Here is a 25,096-nt window from a genome sequence, read left to right as displayed (position 1 = left end):
GACCTCAATAATTACTATGGCTGCATAGATCTGCGGTATTGCGTTGCGCTCATTCCATTCGCGCGTTTGAAAGCTCTGCTAAATGTATTTAAAGAATAATAGCCTACCCAATTTGCAATTTCATTAATGGAAAGCTCGCTGTCTGTCAGAAGCGATTTCGCCTTAGACATTCTAACTTTTTCTACGTACTCAGAAAAATTCTCGCCTGTCTGCTCCTTAAAAAAGTAAGAAATGTAAGCCTCCGATGTTTGAAAAACAGTGGAAAGCATACTTAGGCTCAGCTCGGAACGCATATAATTGTCTACGATATATTTCAGCATTTCGTCCTTCAGCTCGTCGTTATGGCTCTTCTTGCGGCAGTCGATCTTCTGTGTCACCTGGCAAAAAGCTGCGGAAAGGTTTTCCAGCGCCTCCTCTGGCGGCTGCATTTGCTCCATCATTTTAATAGACAGCTCCAGCTCGGCGGCAAGACCGCCCTTTTCCATGCCAAGCATATCACAGCACTTGAGCAGGGCCGCGGACAGCTCATGCACCAGCATCTTTTTCATGGCATATGACAGCTGTCTCTCCTCATTCTTTTCTTCAATGTGCTCCAGCAGCTTTTTCGTTTCGGATTGATTGCCCGATTTCACAAGATTCAACAGTCGAGTTTCTACATCAGTAGGAAAATAGTAGGTTTCCAGCTGCATCGATAGTTCATGCTGGAAAATAACAGGACAATCCTCGTTCCATCCGCCATAGTTAGCTGCAAGACTGGCTTCTTCATACGATCTTGAAATATCAACAATATCCTCAACTTCTCCGCCGATTACCATCCATGCCCTTATATGAAAATTGCTCGTAAGCTGATGATGAAGATCAAGCAATTGCGAGCGGAGCTTAGCCTTGCATGCATCAGCGGTTTCGGCATCGATATTCATAAGCAGCGCGATTTTATTGACATCCATATCCTGCGTAAATATGCTCCGGGAATAAGCTTTCTGGATCAGTTCATGTATAGCGAGCTTTTTTATGTCGAGCTCCATGAGCACGTCCTCGCTGTAATCGCCGGCATATGTGTTGACATGCAGAATTGCAACAACGCTGAAGCGATGATTCCACTGTATACCGAGATGAGACATCGTTACTTCTATATCGCGCCGGGCATGGAATTGTCCTTTCAGCAATCGGTCAAAAAAAGCATTTTTAAGCATCGGCAGCTGCTTCTCCAGCCGCTCCTGGAGCAGTTCATTATTATGAATAAGCCTCATTACTGAATGTTGAATAACATCCATCGGGTTTTTCGGAAGCGGCGCGTCTTGATCGAGCGGCTGCGGCAAAGCCAGCGCGCCAAGCAGTCTTTGCCAGGGCCGGCTGTGCCGGTAAGCAAAGAAGCCGGCAATGAGCAAGCCTACTATTAAAGCCGTTATAAAAATAACCCATGTTAATTGCTTCAAATAATTGACCTTCTGCAGCACAACCTGCAAAGGCTGCGCGGATACAAAGGTCCAGCCGTTGAAAGAGGATGTCGTTTGGGTGACAAGCATCTTTTGACCGTTCATAATCAGCTCTGCATGAGGAGCCGCTCCTTGCGCCACCATCGGCTCAGGCACAAATTCCGGATCAGAGGAAACATAACTGATGATACGGCCCTCCTGATCAGCGATATAAGCAAACCCTCCCTGCCGAATATCGAGCTCGCGCAGCAGCGCTTGAATTTGATCATTGTCGATCATGACAACGACTGCGCCGCCATATAGACTGCGATTGCCAAAGGATTGCACATAACTGACAACGGAATATTGCTTTTTTTCATATACGGCTCGCTGCGCTGGAATATAGGTACGATAGTGATAGCCGTTTAAAATCGAAGCTGACCATTCCTCTGCCGTCATATTCTCGTAATTGAATTGCATTTCATAAAATTGCCGAAGCCCGTACACCTTACTGGGGGAGATGACCATATCGCTTTTTTTGAATACCAAAAAATAATCAATTAGAAAATGATTCGTTAATCGGTAATCAAGCAGCGCCTTTTCAGTTAATAGCAGCTTATACGGATTTGTGCCGGAATATGGCTCGCGCACATGCTGAAAAGAGACGACCTTCGTATCATTGGCAAGCTGATGCGCAATCATTTCAATTTCCGAAAAGCGTCTATCCAAAATACTTCGCGTTTGATTCAGCACAGCCAAGTTATTTTTCATCGCCTCGCTTTCAACCAGCTCCGATGTTTTATGGTAGGCAAAAATTCCTGCCAGCAATGAGCCGAGCAAAATGAATACGGATGGCGCAAAAAAGCGAAAAGGCAGTGTAAAGTGCTCGTATTTTGATCGTTTCATCTGTCGAAACTCCCCCATTGTCAAGTTAGCTTCAGCTTTCCTCCCACAATCTCCTCACATTATTCAGGCTGATTCTAGTTGCTTCACGGCACTCCTCCATTCCTTCAAACTCCAAGGTCAGCTTACCGTCATAGCCAGAATTTTTTATATATTTAAAAATACGCCTCGTATCCACCTCTCCATGACCAAAAATCGATCCGCGCAAATAATTGCCATGCGTTGTACGGAACCATTTTCCTTCGCCAGGATCTTCGTCAAAGGGACGAATATAAAAATCCTTTACATGAATTAGAGACGCGTAAGGCAAGTTGTTCATCACTCCTACCATCGGGTCCTCGTCTACGCATAAGAAATTGCCTATATCCAGCGTCGTTTTAAAGTTAGGCCGATCCACCTCAAACAATACCCTCTGTACCCGATCGCTTAACTGCACGCAGAATCCATGATTTTCAATCGTCGTCGTGATGCCGAACTGGGCTGCGTAGTCAGCAATTTGCCTGCTTCCCTCTATGATTTGCGGCAAGCTGTCTAAAAAGTAAGTGAGCGTAGTCTTTTCCTTCGGTATTGTAAAGGCGGTCACATCATGGCGCATATGGCGGATATTCATGCGATCTAGCAGTTCGACATGCTGCTTAAGCCGCTCTACCTCTGCAACAAACAATTCCTCGCTGTCTTGAACAAAGTTGGCTGGCATGGAATAGTTCGACAGTTCAATGCCTTCCTGCTTGGCGCATTCTCTCAGCTCATCCGCAAGCTCAGGCTGATCCACCAGCGTAAAGCCATAAGGAACTAGCTCCAAATGCTCGCCTCCATGCTCTTTCACCCATTTCGGCAGTTCAAGGACATTCATTTCTCCTGCATTTAATGCAGGTAATAAGCAATAGCTGCTTATGCCAAGCTTCATAAAATCCCTGCTTCCTTTTGTTTATTTATTAGCATCATAGGTTTGCTGGTACAGCTCCAAATATCGATTAAGATTCATATCATTCAATGTTTTCAAGTAGCTGTCCCATTCTTTGTTAAGGTCTGCATCACCAATTACGAAGCGTGCAGTCATTTCTTCAACGAAGTCATAGAGCGTTTTGGCCAAGTCCGCTACTTCTGAAGCCTGCTCCTCCGTAAAAAACAGTGGAGGAAGCGTTTTCACTTTAGTTGGTGCATAAGGCTCATATTTGTTTTTAGTCTCATTGTACAAAATAACTTCAAGATCGTCCTCCCCTTTGGCTACCGCGCTTAATCTGAAATCGTTGGAGCGCATGCCTGGTCCTGTCTGCGCATAATTGACGTTCTGCACCGTGCCGAATGATTTCAGCTCCGACCATTGTGCAGGCTTGCCATTAATACCAATTTCACCAGCTTCCGCTTCGCGCCATTCCTCGCCTGGCCGGCCATAATTGCTGCGCAGCGTATGCTCAAATTCGTATAAACCATCTGCCCATCTTAAGGCTACTTCCGGATATTTGGCTTTATCTGTAATAATAAACGAGCCGACTGTCATGCCAAGCGGATCATAAGCTGCATATTGAACACCGCTCGGTCCGAGCAGCGGCGGCACTGTTTTATATTCGCTCCAGCGGCCGCTCTCGCCCATCAGTTGTGTAAAGACGCCCTGATGCCCGCCAGCTGAAGCGCCAAGAATGACTTCTCCCGGGTTTTCACCTAGCTGGATAAGCTGATTTTCATCCTGTGTGAACGATTCAGGCGCAATCAAGCCTTCCTTATACAGGCGATTCATATATTCAAGGCCTTCCTTCCAGCCAGGCTTGTTGAAGGAAGCATCCACCTTGCCATCTTCATTAATATACAAATATTTCGTACTGGTGCTAAGCATCGGATTGTAAACAAAAGAATTCAATAAAAAGGCTTCAATCGAAGACCTCCAGGATTTAGGCGTAAAAGCAAGCGGCACCTCATCAGGCTTACCGTTCTTATTAGGATCCTTCTCTTTAAAAGCTTTCAGCACTTCATAAAACTCTTCCGTTGTGGTCGGCATATCAAGCCCTACCTCTTTGAGCCAAGGCTCATATATCCACATTTTTTGACTCATAGAGCAGTGATAGCATTCATTAATATCCGGCAGCGCATATATATTTCCGTCTGGCGCTGTAATAGTTTCTTTAACTAAAGGGCTGTCTGCAAATAACTTCTTCGTCTGCACCCCTTGCTCCTCTATTAAATCGTTAAGCGGCAAAAAAATTCCTTGTGAGCCAAATATCATCTGTTGAGCTGCCGACACATTGATGCCGAAAATAATGTCTGGATAATCATTGCTGGTTAAAGCGAGATTAAGCTTTTCCTGCCTGCTTTGCTCGGGAACAACCTCCCACTCTATATGAACATTCGTTTTTTCTTCATACCACTTGGTAAACTCATTCGTTGCAAAATCCTCTACTAGCGGATTGCCGCGCACCATGACTTTAAGCGTCACTTTTTCATTTACGATCGGATACGTTCCCGGCGGTGTCAGCAGCTCTTTTTCCTTCTGCTCAGCTGGCGGCTTGGATTGCCCTTCACTGCCAGCCGCCGGTGTTTGCGGCTTCGGTTCATTTTTGGCACAGGCTGCAAGCACTAGCGAAAATATTAAACAAACTGTCAAAAGATAGGTTAATGATTTTTTCATCTATAAACCTCCCCAGAACCCCCAAGGGTTATATTGAACTAGCCTTTAATCGAACCAATCATAACGCCTCTGACAAAATACTTTTGCACAAAAGGATATACGAGAAGCAAAGGCACCGATGATACAACAATCAAAGAATATTTGAGCAGCTCTCGCAAGCCTTGTCTGGCGGCCGCTGTCTTGGCATCACCCAGCATTTCAATATTTACTTCATTCTGAATAAGAATATCGCGCAGCACAAGCTGTAAAGGATACAGCTTGGCGCTTTTCAAATAAATCAGCGCATTAAAGTATTGATTCCAATGGCCTACTGCATAGAACAATGCAATAACTGCCACAATCGGCCCTGACAATGGCAGCACGATGCGCACAAGAAATTTAAAGTCGCTGCAGCCGTCAATTTGAGAGGCATCAAGCAGCTCGCGCGGAATCGTCGTTTGGAAGTAAGTGCGCATAATAATAACGTTCCACACACTGAGTGCTGCCGGTATAACCATTGCCCAAATCGTATCTATCATGCCTAAATCCTTTACAATAAGGTAGGTCGGAATCAACCCGCCGTTAAACATCATCGTAAATACAAATAAAAGCATAAACAGATGGCGGCCGCGGAAATCTTTGCGCGATAATGGATAGGCTGCCATAATGGACAGCAGCACATTAACTGCCGTACCAATCGCAGTATACAAAAATGTATTGCCAAAACCGGTAATTACCATCTTATTTTTAAATACAGCCTTATACCCATCCAAAGTCGGTTCGATCGGCCACAGCCACACCTTCCCGGACAGTACCGCAGTTGTAGAACTAAATGAAGCGCTTACAACATAGACGAGCGGATATAAAACAAGAAATAGCACAATAGAAAGAACGGTGTAATTGATTACATTGAAAATGCGATCTCCTCTTGAATCTTTAATCGCCGATTGGTCTGTTTTAGCCATATGCTTCGCCCGCCTCTCTACCATAAGCTTTCCTGTCCCAGCTTTTTGGCGGTATGATTTACAATTAATAATAAGCCGAATCCGATAATCGCTTTAAACAACCCGATCGCCGTCGCATAGGAAAAATTAATCGCTTGAGACACAAGCCCCACCTTGTAAACATACGTATCTATGACTTCGGAAGCACGCAGATTAAGCGAGTTTTGCATCAGCAATATTTTCTCAAAGCCCGTGTCCAGAAGCTGCCCCGTATTAAGGATAAGCAAAATGATAGCGATCGGCATGATACCAGGAAGATCAATATGCCACATCCTGCGCAGCTTGCTTGCTCCGTCTACGACTGCTGCCTCGTGCATCTCAGGGTCAATGCCGGATAGCGCCGCCAAAAATATAATGCAAGAAAATCCGGCGTTTTGCCAAATATGCGACCATACATAAATGGATTGAAAATAGGATGCTTTTCCCATAAAATTAACTGGGTCAAAGCCTATTGCTGCCAGCAGCTGATTCAATATCCCGGTTCTTGGATCAAGTATTTGCATAATCAGACCGACAAGCACAACGATTGAAATAAAGTAAGGAGCATAGGTGACCATTTGCACTGATTTTTTAAAACGCTGGTTTTTGACCATGTTAAGGCCAAGCGCAAGCATAATCGGAAAAGGAAAGCTCGCTATTAGCGTATACAAGCTGATTGAGATGGTATTCGTCATCAGTCTTCCAAATTCGTAAGAATTAAAAAACCGGGTAAAATGCTTGAGACCAACCCAATCGCTCCCGTAAATGCCCTTTGTCACACTAAAATCCTTGAAAGCTATTACTGCGCCGAGCATAGGCACATATTTGAACACAATAATGTAAAGCAGTGGAAGTGAAAATAGTACGTATAGCTGCCAGCGTTGTCCTACTGCTCTTAAAACATTCAGCTCACACCACACTCCATTCCTGAATTCCGGCCGGTGCTTTCACATTAACGGTTATTGGCTGATATGTATATATGAAGATTACAGAAATTTTGCATTATTTTAGAAAGCGCTGTCACAGTTATATTTACAGCTTTTTTGCATCATTATACATCATTCCAATGCTATGCAATATTTTAGAAAATCAACTTTCTCGGCATGCAGCAGTCTTTTTTCAACAATAATAATGCTCTTTAACCCATCCAGTTGGTTTTAAATACCATCCATGTTCAACAAAATAATAAAATTTCGTCATTATATCGATGAAATCTGTCCATCCTATACAATAAACCGAATGTTAGTATAATAATGATTGGCGTATTGTTACTGCCTCGAAATATATCTCAGCAAGGAGTTTATTACAATGTGGATGCCAGACCGAGATGAAGGCCCTCCTATCTACCAGCAAATTGCCGATCATATCGCTCAGCAAATATCCAATGGGGAATTTCCTCCAGGCAGCTTGCTGCCATCCGAACGTAAGCTTGCTGATCGATTTGGCGTCAATAGAAGCACCATCGTACTTGCTTACTCAGAGCTTCGCTCGCTCGGCATCATTATTAGCCGGCCTGGTAGCGGAACGAGAGTTAACCCTATACACTGGAGCTCGGAGCATCATATCAACTGGGGACAATTTGTAGAAAACGGCCATTTTTCCCCAACTCCAGCATTCATTCGCCGTATTAATGAAGCGCTTCGGCATGATCAAAATCTGATAGATTTTGCTAGCGGAGAATTAAGCCAGCAGCTGTCAGCAGCAGATGAACTGACTTTAATTATGAATTATAGTTCTCACACCCAGCATTTGGGCTACGACAATCCCCAAGGGTTTGAACCGTTAAGGGAAGCTGTTGCTCAGCTTTTGCAGGAGCATCAGCAGATCCATACGACATCATCCTCGCTGCTTATTACATCAGGCTCTCAGCAATCTCTTTATTTGATTACTCATTTCCTGCTGTCGCCTGGCGATGCAGTTGCAATTGAAGAACCTTCCTATTATTACTCGCTGCCTATGTTTCATTCTGCCGGTCTGCGTGTATACAAATTGCCTGCCGGTCCAAATGGTTTAAACCCTGATGAGGTCCGGCGTTTGTACAAAAAGCATCGCATTAAAATGTTGTTTATTAATCCTTTTTTTCAGAATCCAACCGGCAGCTGCCTTTCGCAGGAGCACCGCACAGCGCTCCTTAATCTGGCTGGCGAGCTTGGTCTGCCTATCGTTGAGGATGACCCTTACAGCCTGACTTCTTTCGATTCCAATGTGCCGCGTTCACTCAAATCGATTGATACCGTAGGCTCTGTACTTTATATCAGCTCTTTATCCAAAATTGCCGCTGCCGGCTTGCGCATAGGCTGGCTGGCCGCGCCAAGCTCAGTCATTGATCGGCTGGCAGAAGCCCGTCAGCAGATGGACTTTGGCCATAGCATCGTGACGGAAGCGGTCGCATCGCAATTTATCGCTTCCACTTATTTTTTGCCGCATATTCAAAGGCTGCGCATACAGCTTCAATACAAGAGAGATATGCTTATAGAAGCGCTAAATAAAGAGCTGCATGGCTTGATTAGCTTTGATGTGCCAAGCGGCGGCATTCACCTGTGGTGCAAAATTATTCCTTCGTTTCAGGAGCATAAGCTGCTTGAAGAAGCGATTCGTCAAGGTGTTGTCTATGTGCCGGGAAGCGTATATGGGTCTGATCCAAGCTATGTCCGCTTCACCTTTGCACGTCCCGCATCGGAGCAAATTGCTACTGGAATAAGCAAGTTCGCTGCTGCGCTGCGTACGGTCATCAGCTAACAAGACTGTGGAAAACGGAGTTAACCAATTACATCAACACTTACCTGCAGAAATTAGTTACGAATGTTGAGTTATAACTACTTATTATTAAAAAAACGGTTCGTCCTTAGCTTAGGACGAACCGTTTCTTCTTGTGCTCGCAATTTTTAAACCGCAACCATATTGTGCAGCATAATCCAAATCGAACCCGCTACAATGATGACTAATATAACAAGTCCCATTATTAAAGAAATGAGATTGTAACGCGGCTGTTCCTCATCACGCAAATGCATGAAGAACAGGAGCTGAACCGCTAGCTGCAGCACTCCAAATATCATTAAGACGATAACATTGGCTGTTCCTTCAAGCCATTTGTTAAGCACGATCATTATTGGCGCTATCGTTAAAACAATCGATAGCACAAAACCGATTGTATATGACTTCAATGAGCCATGCCCATGCTCCTTATGCGAATGCGATGCTTGTTTAGCAGACATTTAGCTCACCCCCAGCAAATAGACAATAGTTAGAACGAAAATCCATACGACGTCAAGGAAATGCCAGAACAAGCTTACAATCTGCACCTTACGTTTCGTAACCGGGGTGATTCCTCTTTTACTAATTTGAAGCATAATCATAAGCATCCAGACCAGCCCTATTAGAACGTGAAGGCCATGGGTGCCTACCAAGGTGAAAAATGCAGACCAGTAGGCGCTTGTTCCAATCGTTGCTCCCTCATGAACGAGATGAAGGAACTCATTGACCTCCAAAACAAGAAAGGCTGCACCCAGCAAAGCCGTAATGCCTAGAAATCCGATAAGCGCTTTTTTATTGCCTTTATTCATTGCAAGTACGGCAAGTCCGCTTGTATAGCTGCTCGTAAGCAAAATAAAGGTCGAAACAATAATTCCGCCAAGCTCAATAAGTTCACCCGGTAACGGGCCAGTGCTCGTATTGCCGCGCAATACAATAAACGCAGCGAACAAAGTACCGAAAATAATAACATCCGTCATGAGATATATCCAAAAGCCAAAGGTGCGCAATTGCTCCATATCTACATGTTCATGATGCTCATCATGAGAATGATTAGGAGCATTGTTTATAGAAATATTCGATTGAGCCATTAGACTATCCCCTCCTTAACGCAGCTTCAGTCCGCTTAATCTCGTCGACTGAAACGTAGTAGTCAGTATCGTAATTAAAGGAGTGAAAGATCATGCTTCCAGCTACGCCAGCTAATCCAATCACAATCAGCCATGTCCAGCTGAACACAAAACCAAAGCCTGCTAAAAACCAGAAGAAGGACATTACAAATGGTGTGCCCGAATTTTTCGGCATATGAATAGGCTCAAGCTTCGGCACGGCTTTAGCCGGCTGTCCTTTGGCAATTCGCTGCTTCTCTTCCCACCAATCATCCTGCTCGGTAACCTGCGGCAAGGTAGCAAAGTTATAATATGGCGCAGGTGATGGCAGCGACCATTCCAAAGTACGTCCATTCCATGGATCGCCCGTCTCATCTTTAACCCGATGCTTCACACTGTATATGATTTGCCATACTTGGAATAGGAAAGCTGCTCCCATGAGCACTGCCCCGATTGTCGACACAAAATTCATTTCCCACCAGCCTTTGTCCCAGCCGTAGGAAACTACACGTCTTGTCATTCCCATCAAACCTAACACGTACTGCGGCATGAAGCATAGATAGAAACCGATATTCCATAGCCAGAAAGCCCATTTGCCCGGCTTTTCATGCAGCTTGAAGCCGAACAGCTTAGGCCACCAGTAATATAAGCCTGCAAAATAACCAAAGACGACACCGCCAATAATCGTATTATGAAAATGCGCGATCAAAAAGTAACTGTTATGGAATTGAAAATCAGCAGGCGCTACAGCCAGCAGAACCCCCGTCATGCCCCCTACGACGAAGCATACGATAAACCCGATCGTCCAGAGCATCGGCGTCTCGAAAGTAAGTTTCCCTCTGAACATCGTAAACAGCCAGTTGAACACTTTTACGCCGGTCGGAATGGCGATAAGCATCGTCGTTACCGCGAAAAAGGCGTTAATATCTGCCCCTGATCCCATCGTAAAGAAGTGATGCGCCCATACGATAAAGGATAGCAAACTTATAATCATCATGGCATAAACCATTGATTTATACCCAAACAGCTTTTTCTTGGCAAAGGTTGCAACAATTTCTGAAAAAATACCGAAAGCCGGCAATATAATAATGTAAACTTCAGGATGTCCCCACATCCAAATGAGGTTAATGTACATCATCGGATTGCCCCCGCCATCAAGCGTAAAGAAATGTGCGCCTAGATAGCGGTCCAAAAATAGCAATGCCAGCGTTGCTGTAAGAATAGGAAATGCAAAAATAATTGCGATCGAGCTAGATAAAACGGACCAGGAGAACATTGGCATTTTCATAAGCTTCATGCCTGGCGCACGCATTTTCAATATCGTGACAAGGAAGTTAATCCCCGTCATCAAGCTGCCGATACCGGATATTTGAATGCCCCATATATAGAAATCCTGACCAACACCCGGATTGAACATCTTCTCTGAATACGGTGGATAAGCAAGCCAACCCGCATCCGGCGATCCTCCGATTACAAAAGATAAATTAAAGAGCATCGCACCAAAGAAGAACAGCCAAAAGCTAAGTGCATTCATAAATGGAAAGGCTACGTCTCGCGCACCGAGCTGCAGCGGAACCATCACATTAAACAACCCGAACATAAACGGCATTGCCATAAACAAAATCATAATTACGCCATGCGTTGTAAATATTTCATTATAATGGCTCGGCTCCAAAAAATTCATGTTCGGCATTGCAAGCTGCGCGCGCATGAGCAGCGCATCTACACCGCCGCGGAACAGCATAAGAAATGCTGCCAATATATACATAATGCCGATTTTTTTATGATCGACAGTTGTCAGCCACTCCCGCCAAAGCCAGCCCCACTTTTTGTAATAGGTGAGCACGAAGATTATCGCGATGGAAACGAGCAGGATACTGGCGTCAGCGCCATATATTAAAGGATCGCCCGTGACAAAAAATTCTGAAGCAAAGCTTTTCACTTTCTCCCACATTAGTCTCTCTCCTTACATGTAAAATCGATTGTTGCTATTCATTATGTTTGTGCTCATGCCCTGCATCACTTACCGGAGTATGATGATGACTATGTGAAGACGCATATTTTGTCACTGTTCGTTCAAATAACTGATCTGGAAAAGCTGAAAATTTTAGCTGCTCAGAAGCTCCAGGCTTGCGCAATTCATTGTAGCCTTCTTCCGTAAGCACTGGCGAATTGCTTTTCACCTCAGATACCCATTGATCAAATTCCTCTTGGGAGGTTGCATGCACATCAAAATACATTTTTGCAAATTCCTTGCCGGTAAAGTTAGCGCCAGAGCCCCAGTACTCGCCTGGCTCATCCGCCTGTAAGTACAAATTCATCGCCATGCCCGACATCGCATAAATTTGACCGCCCAGCTGCGGAATCCAAAACGAATTCATTGGCGAATCGGCTGTAATTTCGAAATGAACAGGCACATCCTCAGGAAAAGCTACGTAATTCACCGTCGCTATCCCTTGCTCGGGATATTGGAACAGCCACTTCCAATCCAAAGACGTTACCTGTATCGTAATTGGCTCCTGCGCAGATTCAATAGGCTTTGACGGCTCCAATGCATATGAATATTTCACGGTTACCGCGCCCAATATAATGATGATTAGAATGGGAATGCCCCACCATATCAGTTCCAGCTTCGTGCTATGCGACCATTCAGGATCATACTTGGCCGTACGGCCCTTTTTATCGCGATAGCGCCATACAATTACGGCAGTCATAATTAGAACGGGAACAATTACGATTGAGACTAATAGAGTTGAAATATATATTAGATCTCGTTGTTGTGCTGCAATTGGCCCTTTGGGATCCAGTACAATCATGCTTTCTGTGCAGCCGCTTGTAAAAACGAGCAGCACAAGCAGCAGGCTTGCTAACGAAAACCAGCGGACTCCTTTGGGTAGCTTCATCTTGTCATCTCCTGTCAACCATATACGATATAAACAATTTGATCTTGTTCTACTTTAAGTTTGAATGTGATTTATGTCACCAACCATTGCTCATCGTAATTTAGCCGTCCATGTTCAATTTTTCGAAATATTTCCGACCTAAGTTTGTCACAAAACAGATGATTACTCCTTAAATTTGGCAAAAAAAGACGGCCCGCAAGATCAAAATATGATCTATACGAGCCATCTTTTATTAAATATTTTGAAACATCTCGGACACAATATTGAAAACAGTGCATCGGGAATTGCAAATATATGTCCGCAGCAGAGCAGAAATGGTCTAACGCCGCAGCTTGTCTCATATATATATCACATCTTCATCATATTTGATAAGGATGTGACCTTATTATGCTCAACAGCATGATGAAAATAGCAGAATGGCTGATTGTAGCAGGAGTAGCATTATTTTGGATGATCACTTATATTCTCATCATTATCCGAAGTAAAAAGGATCAATTTTGTGGAATGCCGCTCCCAGCAATTTGCGCAAATATTACTTGGGAATTTTTATTTACTTTTGTAATGCCCTTTCATCCCTTGCAGCAGGCCGTAACGTTTATATGGTTGTTGCTTGATTGTGTTATTTTGTTTCAATATTTCATCTACTCGAAAAAAGCCGACAAAGCGACTCCGCTCCACACGACCTATCAGATTGTGCTCTCCTTGCTCATTATGTTCTTGCTTCTGCATTACGGCTCAGCGCTTGAGTTTCAAGATGAAATGGGCGTGTACTCCGCCTTTTCAATCAATCTGATGATGTCCGTTTTGTTTGTTAACCTAGTCAGGGAGAAAGGGCTGCTGGGCCAGTCATTAGCTATCGCTTATTTCAAAATGATTGGCACCTTGTGCGCATCAATACTTTGCTACGCAATCTATCCGCAATCGATCCTGCTAAATATATTATACGTCCTTACGTTTGCAGCGGATGCTGTATACGTCGTTATAATTACACAAAGATCGCTGCCCAAATCTTCGTCTTCCGACCTTTCCACAAAAGCGTTGTAAGCTGCTCCTTTAAGGAAAAACGGCTTCAAAGTCCTTGGATACGCGCGTTACGCAATAAAAGTAGTGCTCAGCATCTGCCGAGCACTGCTTTTATTTTCCACTTCTTTTATCCAAAACGTATACTTGACTCTCTTACGACAAGTCGAGGCAGCAGCTTAATCTGGCCTTCTGAATTGTTATTGCCATGCAGCCGATCCATCAAAATTTGAGCGGCATGCCTGCCGATTTCTTCCTGCATCAAGGATACTGAGGTCAGCTTGGGATACACTCTTGATGCAATATCCAAATTATCCATCCCTACAATTGCTATATCGTCCGGAATGGATAGGCCTGCTTCTTCACACGCCTTCATTACGCCGATTGCCATTAAATCATTAGCCGCTACGATCGCCTGCGGTTTAGCTTGTTTTTCAAACAGCTGTTTAGCGGATAAATAACCGCCGCTCTCTGAATAGTTGGATTCCATTACGAACGACTCATCCAATTCCAAATTCGCATCAAGCATAGCGTCGCGATAACCGGCATACCGCTGGGCTCCTGTTTGTTCGTCTAAGCTTCCGCCGATAAATGCTATTTTCTCAATCCCTTGCTTTATAAGATGTTCGGTGCCCAGCTTGATCCCTGCATAAGTATCAACATATACGTAATCGAACCTGTCGCCGCCTTTTTTCGACTCGTATTTATTCGTTAATACGATTGGCGCCTTCAATGCGTTGATCGCTCGAATATTTTCCTCGCAAAAATGAAAGGACACCATGATCATCCCGTCTGCGACTTTTTCTTTTACGTTCTGTATGGCTTTCAATTCTTCCTTCAAGCTATGCTTTGTGTAGAAGAGAATGAGCAAATAGCCATATGATTCCAGCACCTGATTAATTCCATTTATCATTTCAAAATAAAATGGATTGCATATATCCGGAACGGCAAAAATAATTTTTTGCGTTCTTCTTGTCTTCAGCATTTTGGCCGCATTGTCTGGCGCGTAGTTTAATTCCTTCGCGGCTTGAAGTATTTTTTCTTTTGTTTTGACACCGCAATATCCATTTCCTGAAAGAGCTCTTGAAACAGTTGCTGGCGACATTCCGACTTTCTCTGCGATGTGATATATCGTACTCTTATCCATAAAAACCCCCAATTGATTTTAAATGCAATCGGTTCCATTGATTAAGGGTATCATTCTATGCATGGATTAGCAATAAACACGATTAGATAACCTCTCGCTCATCATTGCCTGGCAGTTCCGGGAACGGAGCATGAGGCTCGGCTTGATACCAAAAGGCAGTAGAAGCAATATCGCTTTGCTGCGGCAAATAACGTCCGTCAGCTCGCCAGCCAAGATCTTGAATCGTAATTTTAAGGGCTTGCTCAAAACGGATCGGATCCATCACATGCCATCGGTACATGCCGAACCTCGTTTGACTGCGATACAGCCCGTCAGGCTTAATCAATTGATGCATGCCCAAATAAGCGGTTGAATACGTGCAATATTCGCCCTTCGGCTGCTCCCAATTCCATGCGCCGCCAAAGTAATCCTCAGTTCCTGTACCGCATATCGTCGGAAATTGTTCATCGCCATCCATATAAAATTTAATTTCACCCTCACCCCACCAGCCTGTATTATTTACCTGCCATGCAAGATAGGTGCCAACATAATGTCCTTTTCCTTGGATTCCATCTACAATTGTATGCACATCCTTATAAGCTACCGGGCTGCTTCTGCGCCACTGTGCATGAAAATAAGCGGCATCATCCGGCACTGTCGTCAGTGTGTAATCCAGTTGATAGTAGAGCACCGTATTTTCGGAAGAGGTATTTTCTATCGTCACTTTAGCTGATTTTCTAAAAGGCATCAGCCAGTAACAGTTCATCCCTCCTGCTGGATTAACCGCAACCGGTATCGAGTTTACATTTACCCGCTCCTGCCAGCCGTTACAAAACAAATCACCTACCGGTACTTCAACGGAAGGCTGCTCTTCCTCATCCCAATAAAAACGAATAATGAGATTGCGCCAAAATGTCGGAAAGCAAGTGAGCCATATATGTTGAATAGCCCCAGGGCCTTCGATCTGCCCCATCGTAAACGTAGTGCCTGCTGCTATTTCTACCGAGGGCGATACTTTCCAGCCAACGCCTAAATCCCGGGCACTGTTGGCTCCGGTGCCTGTAGCCGCCATACCGCCCTTTCCTTTTTCACCTGTAAAATTTTCAGCGCTGATCGATCTTGTCTGCGCATTGGACAGCCTTGCTAAATTTCCAAGCCCCATTTCCAACCCATTAAAACTGCTCATCGACAATCTCTCCTTATCTATTATAGTTTTCCAAAGCGATCCAGCATGCGCATATAGCCTTCGGCTGCTGCCCCATTGCCCCAGTCAAAAATCGTAAATTCCCCCATCGGGTCATGTATAGGATCCGTTCTCCCGTCATGCCCGTAGTTCTCCATCATAAAGCCGTAATCCTTTTCATTCAAAAATGGCCATGCCTTTTCCCATCTTTGTTTGACTTTCTCATTCTCAGGGCAATACATCATCGTAAATGAGGCACGCAGCGCTGCCAATCCCCGTTCCTTATATTCTTCTATATCCAGCTCATAGCCATATGCGGTTATCAGCTCAGCGAATAGGCTTTGCCGGGCGTCATTCCACTCCGCGTCGGCATTCATCACACCGAATCCTCCCAGAGCCGGCACATAAATATAAGGCGGCTGCCAGGAAGCTTGCGTCATAAGCAGCTCATCCAAGCAGCGTTGACCAAGCTGCAAATACTGCTGCTCATTCGACTCCCGGTAACAGGCAAGCAGCGCTTCAGCTGTCCAGTACATAGAGAAATTGCACTGCTTGTACATATTATTTCTATTAATCTTACGGCCTCGCCATTCCTCCTGTCCCCAGCGGCTGCACGACCAGTACGTTTCAAAATCTTCCCATCGGCCGCACGGGATTATTTCCTCACAAACGGCATGCAGGGCTTTGTATGCGGCATCCTTGTACACTGTACGGCCAGAAATTTCATACATTTTCATCAGGAAAGTAACAGACAGTGATGTTTCCGGGGATTCGTCCAAAATGCCCAGCGGCCGCCCGCTTTTCGGATCAATCCAGCCCGGGAAAAAACCTCGCTTATCCTGCAAGGCCAATAGAGCATCCGCATAGCTGCAGGCGTATTCCAGCAGGCGCTCGTCCTGCTCCAGCTCTTCAAACCAGCGAAGCATGAGCAGCGCTGTCCAGCTCATATCCAGCACATGCAGCGGAGCCTCGCGAATATTGAGATGGAAAGGATTGCGGTTCGAATTGCCCCAATACATAGAAGACCAGCCTTTAGAACGGTTATATACTTTGCCCTCCAGCTCCACCTGTTCCATTTCCGTTGCCAGTACAGATGGAAACCATCCATTGTGCTGGGGCGCGCATAAAGCAAGCTCCTTCATTTTTTGGGCGCGTTCTATATAATCTTCATTGCCCGTTAATCGGCCATAGCGATACAAACCATGTGCTGAACGCAGCGAGCTGAACCAGGCTTGATTCCAAACGGAGAGTACCTCACGCTCATTAGGCACGCCGGGATAATTAGGGCTTTGTGTCACGTTCACGATAAATGCTGGAGCGCCAACCTCTTTGCCATTCAGCTCGAATTGCTGCCAAACGATATGTTCCCAATTATGAAATGCCCAGTGGTAGGCTCGGGCAATATAAGGCTCGAGCTCGCCGCTATTAGGTTGACCCTTCGCAAATAAAGGACTGCCCCAGCCCTGCCAAAAAAAGCTGAGCAGCTCCCGCCATGGATTGGCGATACTTCTCTTGTCATCGGATATAAACAAATAGAACCCGAATTCTATTTGTCCGCTTGCAAATTGTGTTCCTGGCTGCCGTACATACAGCACATGCTCTTTGACGGATGTACAGCACATTCCAAGCGACAGCTCATTAAGAGGCGCATCCATATCCATATACCAGCGAGGCGGTTGCTCCTTGCTGCCTTTCTTGCTGCTGCCCGCTTTGGTGAGCAGCTCCAAATCTGGAACGACCGCGAGCCATTTTGCCCCGTCATGCACAATCAGCGCCGGACTGCGGAAGGAATGCTGATCGATCACATGCTCGGCAGTTGGCGTAAGATGCGGCGACCAGTGAAAGGTTGGAGAAAATGCAGGCTTAAGCTGAATGCGCCAATCATCCTGCAGCACAACCTGATCTAATGCAAATCGGATATGAACCTTCGCTCTATTTGAGGCAGGATAAGTTACCTCTATTTGCGGCTTTATTGAACCCAAATAATCGCATGTGACAGACTCTATATAGCTCCTAAAATGGTTATCCAATTGTATCTGTTCATAAGTCCGCTCCATTATGCGCTCCTTCTGTCCTTCCAGCATAAGGACGAATATTTAATAACTTTCAGCCTTTAACTCCCGACATCGTAATGCCTTGCACATAGTATTTTTGCAGAAATACAAACAATAGCAAAATAGGAATCGAACTGATCGTATCTGCCGCCAAAATCCTGCCCCATTCTGTTACCTGAGCGTTAGAAAAAGTTGCGATCGCTACTTGCAGCATTTGTTTATTCTGGTCATTGATTACGACTAGCGGCCATAGATAAGAGTCCCACTGTCCCAAAAAAGTAAGAATGGCCAGCGTCACAATTGCAGGAATTGAAGCAGGCAAAATAATTTTTTTATAAACATTGAACCATGAAGCTCCATCGATTCTTCCAGCTTCCAGCAAATCGCGAGGGATTTCCGAAAAAAATTGAACGAGCAAAAATACACTGAACACCGATACGACCGCAGGAACAATTAATGCTGCATAGGAATCGATCCAATTAAAATCATTCATTAATAAATAGCTCGGAACGAGTGTTACTTCACCTGGAATAACAAGCGCAGAAAGAAACAGCGTAAAAATCGTTCTCTTGAAGCGAAAGCGCAGCTTGGCGAATGCAAAAGCCGCAAGTGAATTAATAAATAAAGACATTAATGTAACAGGAACAGCTACAAGCAATGTATTGACAATAAACCGGCTGAAGGGCTTAACATCATCTGTAAAAATGTCAAAATAGTTTTGCAGCGTCCAATTTACCGGAAATATCGTTCTCCACTGCAGCTCAGATGAATATTTAAAAATTTCTGCATGCTCCCGGAAAGAACCTAGCACCATCCATACAATCGGAAGTAGCGTAACAAGCGCCAGGCCTATCATTACAATTAATTTTACCGTTGTTAGCAGTTGCCTCTTCATCTCATTACGCCCCCTAATACTCCACATCCGATTTAAAAAGCTTTAGCTGGAATATTGAAATTGAAAGTACAATGACAAACAAAATCATAGCAGCCGCTGCCGCATAGCCCATTCTCATTTGATCAAACGCTTGATTGACAATATAAAACGTGGCCGTCGTCGTAGAGTTTGCTGGTCCTCCACCAGTCAATATAAAGATCGGCCCCGATATCTTAATAGCATCCATCGTCGTAATAATGACCACAAAAGCCGTCGTCCGTTTTAAAAGAGGCAGGGTAATGTTGTAAAACATGCGCAATTTGCTCGCTCCATCAACCTCCGCTGCTTCGTATATCGCTTTGGGAATATTGTTTAAACCTGCCAAATAAATAATCATAAAAAAACCAGCTGCCTTCCACATCCCCAAAATCATAATTCCATACATGGAAACGCTCGGATCCGACAGGAAACTGATGGTTGGCAAGCCGAATATTTTTAGAAATGCGTTCAATAATCCGAAATCTTTGTTGTAGAGCAATCTGAATACGGTAGAGGCTACACCAATGGCAATTACGACGGGCAAAAAGTATACGGTTCGAAATAGACCGCTGTACCAAGCTGTTCGTTTGACAAGCAAAGCTAAGCAAAGAGCGATCGCCGTCTGTATCGGAATAACAAAAACCGCGAAATGAAGAGAATGCAGCAAGCTATTTAAAAACTGCTTATCATGCAGCAGTTCCTTATAGTTTTCCAAGCCGATAAATGCCGCGTTAGGATTAATAAGATTAAAATCTTTAAAGCTGACGAAAATTGCACTTATCATCGGATAAAACGTAAACAGCAGCAGACTCGCCACCGCAGGAAATATAAAAGCAAAAGCAGATCGCTCTTCCTGCATGCGGAAGGAGTTCCATCCGGATGATTTACTCTTCATCTGCTTCATCTTTCTTCATCCTTTCTTTGAAGACAAAGAGGGATGCGGCTCACCGGTCCCTCTTTGCTGCTCCATTCATTACTTCACGCCCGCAATAGCTTTATCAATTTTTTCAACAGCTGCATTCATAGCCTCATCAACATTCTTATTGGCAAGCGTCACATCCTCGAACAGCTCTGTAATCGCTTTGCTGACTGCTGGATAAGCCGGCGAAACTGGACGGGGCTTAGCATAGGTAGACGATTGCTTCACCCAAATATTAAGCGGATATTGCTGCAGCTCCGGGAATGCTTCTGATACAGATAGTCGTGCAGGCAGATTCTTTGTTACTTCATACCATACCTTTGCCCCTTCCTTGCCAGTTACCCAATTGACAAACTCCCATGCTTCATCAGGATGCTTGGATTTTTTCGTAATTCCCATATTCCAGCTGCCCATCGGCGTCACTTGTTTTTTATCCTTCCACAGCGGAGCTACTGCCCAGTCCTTGAAGTCAGGGAAGCTATTTACAAGATAAGGCAAATGCCACGGGCCGTTCATCATAATGCCTAATTTTCCTGACTCAAACGCTTCTGGCGGCAGCTCTTTAGTCGCAACCTTTGAATCATTGTATAAGCCGCTGAAAAATTCCAATGCCCGTTTTGTTTCCGGTGAATTCAAGTAGCCATTTGCTGTTTTTCCGTCCTCGCTAAGCACTTCTGCGCCTGCCTGCCAGAGTAAGCTCATTTTGACAAAAGCCGAGCCTTCTCCGCCCCCGACTCCCCATGCCGGATCCCAGCCGTAAGTATTTTTTTCGGGATTGTTAATTTTTTTGGCAGCTTCCAGCACCTGCTCCCAGGTCCATGCTTCATCTGGATTTTCGGAAGGCAGCGGAATATTATTGTCTGCAAACAATTTTTTGTTATAGAACATGGCTACACTTGCGTCATTCAGCGGTGCTGCCCAAATTTTCCCGTTATAAGTTAAGCTTTCTCGCACAGGAGCAGTAATATCGTCTAGATCGCCATTTGCAGCAAAATAGGAATCAAGCGGGATAACCGCTTCTTGATGCGCGTAGGAAGCTACGAAAGGACCGTCTATGCCCATAATATCAGGAGCTTTGCTTCCAGACAGCGCTGTGCGTATCTTCGTTTCATAATCATCGTATGGAATAACTTCCATCTTCACCTTAATGTTGGGATGCTCCTTCTCAAACGAAGCGATCAATTGTTTCAATGCTTTTACCTCAGCCTCATTATCATGGCGCCAGTACGTAATCGTAACCTTTCCGCCAGAGCCTCCGCCCCCCGAGCACCCGGCAAGCACCCCTAAAGCAAGCAGGACAGCCATAAGTAAATACACAGCTTTTGCTTTGTTCTTCATACGCCTTGCCCCTTCTTTCTTAGCACTTTCTTTCATACTCGAACCTCCTTTTAGTGGCCATGCTATTTAAACGCTGGGCGTTTAAACCGAATACTTGGCTAGGATTGTTTTCTCTCAAGGCTGGCCTTAAACCAGAAAACGTTATACGGCTCCCATAATGACAAGCTGAAATAAATCGTTTTTCCATCGTCCTCAACGTACCGTTCATTCATATATGGAGCATACAAGCCGGGATAATCTGCTGCTTTCACGACTTCAATCGGCTCCCCCCATGGTCCCCATGGCGTAAGCCCCTCCCGTATGACGACTGCACCTTCCTTTGAATAAGTCATAAGCCATCTTTCCAGGTAGGTATTCCAAACGACCGACAGCTCGCCAACATCATCATCCACAATCAGCTCAGCTTTAGACATATTGTTATCCCATATTGGCATGCCAGCTTTATCCGTACCGGCAAAGTAAACATATGCATCCATTTGCTCTATTTTCTTTTCATTCACCTTCATCAGCTTAACGCCGCCGAATCGTCCGGACGGGATGCTCCAAAAATAAATTTCCGACTCACCTTGTCTGTTTTGTACTTTGTAAGGGCTTACTTGAATAAAGTTGCTGTCTCCTGGCCACGTCAGACCATCCAGAAGCGTCCAATTCTGTCCTTCATCAGTTGATTTGCCAACCCCTGCATAATTAGCGTCCCACTCGCCGGGTGCTCCCCAGTGATTGACCGACATGAAGTATAAATAGAGTGCTCCGTTCGCATAGACCCCATGTGTCGGGATTTTAGTCATTTCATCGAAATCGGCTTTCTTGGAAGGCAGCAGCTCCTTCGCCAGACCAAAATCATCTGTAATCATTCCATCAAAGGCAATGCCGTCTGCCGGATTTTTATCTGTCGTGTATGCCATTACATTCGAGCGCCAGAAGCTGCCGCCAGCACCCGTCAAAGAAGGATTTTTTTCACCAAAAGTATCTCCGAATACGAAATAGGTTTTCTTCTTTACGTTGATCATAGAACCAAGATCGGTACCATAGACAACATATTTATCTGTCTTGTTTGGTGATGCTTCCCCCGTTAATTGAGCAACCTGCTGCAAATCTGAAACACCGCCTAAAACAAAGGGCTGATCTTTCATTTCCAGCAATCGTTTTACCTCCGTGCCGCCTATGCAGCCTGTTAAAACAGCAAACAACAGGACAACAGCTATGCTAAATTTTGACTTCATCGGGCATCCCGCCTTTTATCATTTCCGCTCTTTACGGATTAGGATGACTGAAAATTGTCTTTAAGCTTGCCGTGTTGAAATGTTTTATATTGGATAGCGGCATTCGCCGCTCCACTTTTGGCAATGACGCAAAGGGACGATGCGGCTCCTGCTGATACCAATACGCTGTTGAGGCTATGTCATCGCTGCGGTGATTATTATGGCCATGCTCGATTGTCACTCTAATACTCTTCTCAAACATAATCGGATCAAGAATATGGTACCTGTATGTAGAAATTTTCCCGCCCCAATTGGCATCCCCTCCGAGAATCAATCCATGATATGGCGTACAAACTTCCTGCTGCGGGCACCATGCCGTATTAAAATAATCTTCCGTGCCCGTGCCATGCATATTCGGCGGCCAAGGCTCGTCATCGATAAAGATCATATCATCGCCTTCCCCGTACCAGTTCCATTCCCTAGTCTCACGCAGATTGTGAACATTGAAATTACAGCCTACATAATGCCCTTTTCCTTCTGCATGAAGAATGACATAATTTCCTTCGCCTGACGTATTTTTGCCGCCGAATTCAAACTCGGCATTATCTACTCCTGCATCAGATATGCCATCTGTAGGACATTCTCTATTCCACTGTGCATGGAAGCGCAGCTCTCCCTCAGGAAGCTTATCGTATTCCTCATAGTTAATGTAAAAGTAAAATTTAATAGGCGTCTCTGCTTCACTTTCAATTTCAAATCTGGCATCAGATGCAAAGGGCATTCTGAAAAAGCAATTAAAAGCTTTACCGTCCTCTGGACTCATCATCAGCGCAGCAGAACTGAAATTTTTCGTTATACCGTGTCCCATGCCGAAAAAATCTCCGATCGGCGCTTCTACACTTGGCTCAAGCTCCTGATCCCAATACATGCGCAGTACAACTTTACGAGGCAAATATTGCTCTAGCTGTGGACCTTCCGGCGCCATCGTCATCCATATATGCGTAATTGCGCCTGCACCTTGAATATGGCATATTTGCTTGTTCTCGCCTGGCATAATCGTATAATAATCTTTATTGCCACCTGAACGATCATAACTGGATTGCCGCCTGCTCTTACCAGTCCTTGCCTGGCTTAGTGAAGTAAGATTATGCATCATTTCCGCTCTCCTTTTGTCAGCTTTTATAACTAAAATTCGATATGAAATCTGTAATCGATTCCACATTCGACAAATTCCACACTAATAATTCCTCGCATAACACTGCTTATAATTAAAAAAGCGACAAAACTCCCTAATGAGATACTGAAAAACTCTGCTTATTGAACGAAATGACCACTCTTTGTATCCGCTTACAAGGTTTCGTTCATTCATGCAATCGATTTCAGAAATATCTTATTACTATTTTTTCCTGTTGTCAACGATAAGATGAAAGAGGCAGTCCCAATCGCTCCAAAGCTGGGACTGCCCCTCTTACAGACAAAACATAAAAACGTTAATATTCATTACAGTACGGATAGGTGTTTTATAAGCATGAAAAACGCCATTCTGAGCTTAGCACCGCATAATAATATTCATCCCACCAAGTACCGTCATCTCTTGGAATACATTGCAAAAAATGGCCTTCCCGTCTCATGCCGAGCTTCTCCATCACTCTGTAGGAAGGCGTATTTTCCGGATGGCAGGTAGCCACAACCCGATGAAGCTTTTGCTCCTTAAAGGCATAATCCAGCACAGCAGCGGCGGCTTCTGTCGCATATCCCTTGTTCTGATATCCCGAATGAAAAATCCAGCCAATCTCGTACGAATGCTCGCCAAACCAAGGATGGAACACGATATGTCCAATGGTCCTCGCTTCTTCCCGAAGGGAAACCGCAAAATTTCTTGCTTGCTTCCCCATGTTTTGCTGCACGAAAAGCTTCGCTTTCTCTTCGGTATAAACCTCTTCCGGCAAATATTTCATTACCTCCATACTGGAGGTATAATTAAAAACATCATTCCAATCATTATATTTAAATTCCCTTACAATTAATCGTTCTGTCACGATATGCACGGCCTTCGCTCCCTATTAAAGTATTCGATCATCTGAATTCCTTTAATAAATATGGAAATGCAAAACGCCTTATGCTCCGTTTTAAATAAACTGCGAACCAACCTCCCTCCGATCCAAAACTAACTATTTAGTATAATCACCGTTTAAGAAAAAGTCGAAGCGTCCTTAGGACTGGCATGTTTTTTGAACGGCATGTTTCATTGTAACAAATCCCCTAACGAATAGCGATTCATTGCGAATATAGCAACAAACAACAATAGAACGAAACAGCGATTCAGGCCTAACAGCTATTGGGGCAAGTGCTAAAACTTCATGATTTTTATTTTCTTCAACGATCTGAGCTTTGCTTAGAAGCAGATGTCCACATATTTCGCCGCCGCACTCTGCAACTAATGACAGTTCCGAAACGAATCCCTCTGACTGTCTTACGCTTTCTACCAGTCTAGCTTCGTCGTTACGATTTCCAAATGCAGCATAATGAACTTGAAATATACCCTCGAGATCTGCTTCCGATTCAGTTCTAATAATCATGAAATTCTCCTTGTTAGCAATGTGCTTTATGCACGCCAGCAATACGCTAGCAACACATCAGTTGCATGCTATGCGATACGTTTGCAGAACGCCTGC

General features: G+C 44.5%; 21 protein-coding genes. 2 read left to right on the top strand and 19 right to left on the bottom strand.

Annotated elements, in window-relative coordinates; translation table 11 throughout:
* Positions 1 to 14 precede the first annotated feature (14 nt).
* From ACRRU2_RS03050 to ACRRU2_RS03030, 5 genes are read right to left on the bottom strand one after another with little or no spacing between them, the layout of a single operon-like run.
* Entirely contained in the window at positions 15 to 2,321 is a 2,307-nt protein-coding gene (locus tag ACRRU2_RS03050) for a helix-turn-helix domain-containing protein (RefSeq protein WP_432499896.1), read from the bottom strand.
* Between the two features lie 31 nt (positions 2,322 to 2,352).
* Entirely contained in the window at positions 2,353 to 3,225 is an 873-nt protein-coding gene (locus tag ACRRU2_RS03045) for a sugar phosphate isomerase/epimerase family protein (protein ID WP_432499895.1), read from the bottom strand.
* Positions 3,226 to 3,246: 21 nt separating this feature from the next.
* Positions 3,247 to 4,941 carry an ABC transporter substrate-binding protein gene (locus tag ACRRU2_RS03040; protein WP_432499894.1) on the bottom strand — a complete coding sequence of 565 codons (1,695 nt, stop codon included), beginning with the start codon at positions 4,939 to 4,941 and terminating at the stop codon, positions 3,247 to 3,249.
* 38 nt (positions 4,942 to 4,979) lie between these two features.
* The gene (locus ACRRU2_RS03035) at positions 4,980 to 5,885 is read right to left on the bottom strand and encodes a carbohydrate ABC transporter permease (RefSeq protein ID WP_432499893.1); all 906 of its coding nucleotides are present in this window, start codon (positions 5,883 to 5,885) and stop codon (positions 4,980 to 4,982) included.
* A 17-nt stretch (positions 5,886 to 5,902) separates the two neighbouring features.
* A complete protein-coding gene (locus ACRRU2_RS03030) occupies positions 5,903 to 6,823 on the bottom strand; it encodes an ABC transporter permease (protein ID WP_432499892.1) in 921 nt (306 codons plus the stop codon).
* Positions 6,824 to 7,211: 388 nt separating this feature from the next.
* Here ACRRU2_RS03030 and ACRRU2_RS03025 point away from each other — a divergent pair, with 388 nt between their 5' ends.
* Positions 7,212 to 8,642 (top strand): PLP-dependent aminotransferase family protein, encoded by a 1,431-nt coding sequence (locus ACRRU2_RS03025; RefSeq protein WP_432499891.1) that lies wholly within the window; start codon positions 7,212 to 7,214, stop codon positions 8,640 to 8,642.
* Between the two features lie 146 nt (positions 8,643 to 8,788).
* On the opposite strand, the gene cyoD is transcribed toward ACRRU2_RS03025, so the two are convergent.
* The 4 genes from cyoD to cyoA are packed head-to-tail and all read right to left on the bottom strand — an operon-like array spanning position 8,789 to position 12,666.
* Positions 8,789 to 9,118: a cytochrome o ubiquinol oxidase subunit IV gene (gene cyoD, locus ACRRU2_RS03020; protein ID WP_432499890.1), complete on the bottom strand. Its 330-nt coding sequence runs from the start codon at positions 9,116 to 9,118 to the stop codon at positions 8,789 to 8,791.
* Positions 9,119 to 9,745 carry a cytochrome o ubiquinol oxidase subunit III gene (gene cyoC / locus ACRRU2_RS03015; protein WP_331698791.1) on the bottom strand — a complete coding sequence of 209 codons (627 nt, stop codon included), beginning with the start codon at positions 9,743 to 9,745 and terminating at the stop codon, positions 9,119 to 9,121.
* 4 nt (positions 9,746 to 9,749) lie between these two features.
* Entirely contained in the window at positions 9,750 to 11,717 is a 1,968-nt protein-coding gene (locus ACRRU2_RS03010) for a cbb3-type cytochrome c oxidase subunit I (RefSeq protein WP_331698790.1), read from the bottom strand.
* A gap of 34 nt (positions 11,718 to 11,751) precedes the next feature.
* Positions 11,752 to 12,666 carry a ubiquinol oxidase subunit II gene (gene cyoA, locus ACRRU2_RS03005; RefSeq protein ID WP_331698789.1) on the bottom strand — a complete coding sequence of 305 codons (915 nt, stop codon included), beginning with the start codon at positions 12,664 to 12,666 and terminating at the stop codon, positions 11,752 to 11,754.
* A gap of 387 nt (positions 12,667 to 13,053) precedes the next feature.
* Here cyoA and ACRRU2_RS03000 point away from each other — a divergent pair, with 387 nt between their 5' ends.
* A complete protein-coding gene (locus ACRRU2_RS03000; RefSeq protein WP_331698788.1) occupies positions 13,054 to 13,710 on the top strand; it encodes a hypothetical protein in 657 nt (218 codons plus the stop codon).
* 106 nt (positions 13,711 to 13,816) lie between these two features.
* Here the strand turns inward: ACRRU2_RS03000 and ACRRU2_RS02995 are convergent, their stop codons facing one another.
* The 10 genes from ACRRU2_RS02995 to ACRRU2_RS02950 form a co-directional block, all read right to left on the bottom strand.
* On the bottom strand, positions 13,817 to 14,833 hold the full coding sequence (locus ACRRU2_RS02995) for a LacI family DNA-binding transcriptional regulator (RefSeq protein WP_331698787.1): 1,017 nt from the start codon (positions 14,831 to 14,833) through the stop codon (positions 13,817 to 13,819).
* Positions 14,834 to 14,915: 82 nt separating this feature from the next.
* Positions 14,916 to 15,998 carry a glycoside hydrolase family 172 protein gene (locus ACRRU2_RS02990; protein ID WP_331698786.1) on the bottom strand — a complete coding sequence of 361 codons (1,083 nt, stop codon included), beginning with the start codon at positions 15,996 to 15,998 and terminating at the stop codon, positions 14,916 to 14,918.
* A gap of 20 nt (positions 15,999 to 16,018) precedes the next feature.
* On the bottom strand, positions 16,019 to 18,052 hold the full coding sequence (locus ACRRU2_RS02985) for a hypothetical protein (protein ID WP_432499889.1): 2,034 nt from the start codon (positions 18,050 to 18,052) through the stop codon (positions 16,019 to 16,021).
* A 49-nt stretch (positions 18,053 to 18,101) separates the two neighbouring features.
* Complete coding sequence (locus ACRRU2_RS02980) at positions 18,102 to 18,944, bottom strand: carbohydrate ABC transporter permease (RefSeq protein WP_331698784.1); 843 nt, start codon at positions 18,942 to 18,944, stop codon at positions 18,102 to 18,104.
* A gap of 13 nt (positions 18,945 to 18,957) precedes the next feature.
* Positions 18,958 to 19,866 (bottom strand): carbohydrate ABC transporter permease, encoded by a 909-nt coding sequence (locus ACRRU2_RS02975; RefSeq protein WP_432499888.1) that lies wholly within the window; start codon positions 19,864 to 19,866, stop codon positions 18,958 to 18,960.
* 69 nt (positions 19,867 to 19,935) lie between these two features.
* Positions 19,936 to 21,255: an ABC transporter substrate-binding protein gene (locus ACRRU2_RS02970; RefSeq protein ID WP_432499887.1), complete on the bottom strand. Its 1,320-nt coding sequence runs from the start codon at positions 21,253 to 21,255 to the stop codon at positions 19,936 to 19,938.
* A 62-nt stretch (positions 21,256 to 21,317) separates the two neighbouring features.
* On the bottom strand, positions 21,318 to 22,442 hold the full coding sequence (locus tag ACRRU2_RS02965) for a DUF4185 domain-containing protein (protein ID WP_432499886.1): 1,125 nt from the start codon (positions 22,440 to 22,442) through the stop codon (positions 21,318 to 21,320).
* 31 nt (positions 22,443 to 22,473) lie between these two features.
* Entirely contained in the window at positions 22,474 to 23,577 is a 1,104-nt protein-coding gene (locus ACRRU2_RS02960) for a glycoside hydrolase family 172 protein (RefSeq protein ID WP_432499885.1), read from the bottom strand.
* 364 nt (positions 23,578 to 23,941) lie between these two features.
* Entirely contained in the window at positions 23,942 to 24,469 is a 528-nt protein-coding gene (locus ACRRU2_RS02955) for a GNAT family N-acetyltransferase (protein ID WP_331698779.1), read from the bottom strand.
* A gap of 165 nt (positions 24,470 to 24,634) precedes the next feature.
* A complete protein-coding gene (locus ACRRU2_RS02950; RefSeq protein WP_432499884.1) occupies positions 24,635 to 25,000 on the bottom strand; it encodes a GNAT family N-acetyltransferase in 366 nt (121 codons plus the stop codon).
* Positions 25,001 to 25,096 lie beyond the last annotated feature (96 nt).

Source organism: Paenibacillus sp. GXUN7292, from assembly GCF_050864975.1.
Lineage (GTDB): Bacteria > Bacillota > Bacilli > Paenibacillales > Paenibacillaceae > Pristimantibacillus.
This window is presented reverse-complemented; position numbering and strand designations above follow the sequence as displayed.

Bases quoted from the DNA above. Each gene is read 5' to 3' on its own strand.
- ACRRU2_RS03050 (WP_432499896.1), bottom strand. From the start codon at position 2,321: ATGAAACGATCAAAATACGAGCACTTTACACTGCCTTTTCGCTTTTTT.
- ACRRU2_RS03045 (WP_432499895.1), bottom strand. From the start codon at position 3,225: ATGAAGCTTGGCATAAGCAGCTATTGCTTATTACCTGCATTAAATGCA.
- ACRRU2_RS03040 (WP_432499894.1), bottom strand. From the start codon at position 4,941: ATGAAAAAATCATTAACCTATCTTTTGACAGTTTGTTTAATATTTTCG.
- ACRRU2_RS03035 (WP_432499893.1), bottom strand. From the start codon at position 5,885: ATGGCTAAAACAGACCAATCGGCGATTAAAGATTCAAGAGGAGATCGC.
- ACRRU2_RS03025 (WP_432499891.1), top strand. From the start codon at position 7,212: ATGTGGATGCCAGACCGAGATGAAGGCCCTCCTATCTACCAGCAAATT.
- cyoD (WP_432499890.1), bottom strand. From the start codon at position 9,118: ATGTCTGCTAAACAAGCATCGCATTCGCATAAGGAGCATGGGCATGGC.
- cyoC (WP_331698791.1), bottom strand. From the start codon at position 9,745: ATGGCTCAATCGAATATTTCTATAAACAATGCTCCTAATCATTCTCAT.
- ACRRU2_RS03010 (WP_331698790.1), bottom strand. From the start codon at position 11,717: ATGTGGGAGAAAGTGAAAAGCTTTGCTTCAGAATTTTTTGTCACGGGC.
- cyoA (WP_331698789.1), bottom strand. From the start codon at position 12,666: ATGAAGCTACCCAAAGGAGTCCGCTGGTTTTCGTTAGCAAGCCTGCTG.
- ACRRU2_RS03000 (WP_331698788.1), top strand. From the start codon at position 13,054: ATGCTCAACAGCATGATGAAAATAGCAGAATGGCTGATTGTAGCAGGA.
- ACRRU2_RS02995 (WP_331698787.1), bottom strand. From the start codon at position 14,833: ATGGATAAGAGTACGATATATCACATCGCAGAGAAAGTCGGAATGTCG.
- ACRRU2_RS02990 (WP_331698786.1), bottom strand. From the start codon at position 15,998: ATGAGCAGTTTTAATGGGTTGGAAATGGGGCTTGGAAATTTAGCAAGG.
- ACRRU2_RS02985 (WP_432499889.1), bottom strand. From the start codon at position 18,052: ATGGAGCGGACTTATGAACAGATACAATTGGATAACCATTTTAGGAGC.
- ACRRU2_RS02980 (WP_331698784.1), bottom strand. From the start codon at position 18,944: ATGAAGAGGCAACTGCTAACAACGGTAAAATTAATTGTAATGATAGGC.
- ACRRU2_RS02975 (WP_432499888.1), bottom strand. From the start codon at position 19,866: ATGAAGCAGATGAAGAGTAAATCATCCGGATGGAACTCCTTCCGCATG.
- ACRRU2_RS02970 (WP_432499887.1), bottom strand. From the start codon at position 21,255: ATGAAAGAAAGTGCTAAGAAAGAAGGGGCAAGGCGTATGAAGAACAAA.
- ACRRU2_RS02965 (WP_432499886.1), bottom strand. From the start codon at position 22,442: ATGAAGTCAAAATTTAGCATAGCTGTTGTCCTGTTGTTTGCTGTTTTA.
- ACRRU2_RS02960 (WP_432499885.1), bottom strand. From the start codon at position 23,577: ATGATGCATAATCTTACTTCACTAAGCCAGGCAAGGACTGGTAAGAGC.
- ACRRU2_RS02950 (WP_432499884.1), bottom strand. From the start codon at position 25,000: ATGATTATTAGAACTGAATCGGAAGCAGATCTCGAGGGTATATTTCAA.